The 1,196-nt window shown below is 75.2% G+C and carries 1 protein-coding gene; it reads right to left on the bottom strand.

The annotated features are described in order from the left end of the window. Positions 1–906: glutamate 5-kinase (gene proB, locus OZN99_RS32040; RefSeq protein WP_408611998.1), on the bottom strand; the 906-nt coding region annotated here is incomplete at its 3' end. Positions 907–1,196 lie beyond the last annotated feature (290 nt).

The following is a 1,196-nucleotide window of genomic DNA, read 5'->3' as shown; positions in this document are numbered from 1 at the left end:
GCGCGCCGCCCCGCCATCCACCACCAGCGCGCCGAGCGGCGCCAGGCTGCCGGCGATCCAGCGCTTGCGGGCGCTGCGGCCGGCGGGCTCCGGCAGGAACCAGGTGCAGCGGGCGCCCTGCTCCATCGCCCGCAGCGGCCGGTCCTGCTGCCCGAGCGCGATCGCCATGGCGCAGCCGGCGCCGGTGGCGATGCGCGCTGCGATCAGCTTGGTGCGCATTCCGCCGGAGGAGTAGCCGGGCGGCGGCTCGCCCCCCATCGCCATGATCTCGTCCGTCACATGCTCCACGGCGGGAAGGTGGCGCGCGCCCGGGTCCTTGCGCGGGTCGGCGGTGTAGAGTCCGTCGATGTCAGACAGCAGCACCAGCGCATCCGCCTCCACCATCTCCGCCACGCGGGCGGCCAGGCGGTCGTTGTCGCCGAAGCGGATCTCGGCGGTGGCGACGGTGTCGTTCTCGTTGATCACCGGGATGCAGTCGAGGTTCAGCAGGGTGCCGAGCGTGGCGCGGGCGTTCAGGTAGCGGCGGCGGTCCTCGCTGTCCTCCAGCGTCAGCAGCAGCTGCGCGGCGTTCAGCCCGACCGCCGAGAGCGCCTGCGCCCAGGCGCCGGCCAGGCGGATCTGCCCGACCGCGGCGGCGGCCTGCTTCTCCTCCAGCCGCAGCTTGCGGCGGGTCAGGCCGAGGGCGCGGCGGGCGAGCGCGATAGCGCCGGAGGAGACCAGGATCACCTCGGTGCCGCGCGCGCGCATCGCGGCGACGTCCTGCGCCAAGCCGGCCAGCCAGGCCTCCCGCGGGGCGGCCGTGGCGTCGTCCACCACGAGGGCAGAGCCGATCTTGACCACGACGCGGCGGGCGGCGCGGAGATCGGGCAGGGATGCGGCCGGCTGCATGGCTCGCGCGGATAGCATGGGCGGCTGCGGGGCGGGAGGCGCGGCGCCGCCCTGGTGCCTTACCGCTTTGGCGCTTTATGCGCGTCCGGGTGGTTCGCGCGTTTCGGACAAATTCGCCGGGCTGGGGCGGAAGGGCCGGGCGGCCGGACGCAAGGCAGCCCGGGGCAGTGGGAACATAGAACGAACGACGCGCCGGGGGAAGCGGAATCAGCCCCGTCCGCCGCCCCGGGCAGGTCGGTCGCGCCCCCACCCCAACCCTCCCCCGCAAGTGCGGGGGAGGGAGGAGTGGCGGAGGGAGGGAGCGGACG

Source organism: Falsiroseomonas oryzae (assembly GCF_027856955.1).
Taxonomy (GTDB): Bacteria; Pseudomonadota; Alphaproteobacteria; order Acetobacterales; family Acetobacteraceae; genus Falsiroseomonas; species Falsiroseomonas oryzae.
The sequence above is the reverse complement of the archived record's forward strand: the minus strand, read 5'-3'. Positions and strand labels throughout refer to the sequence as shown.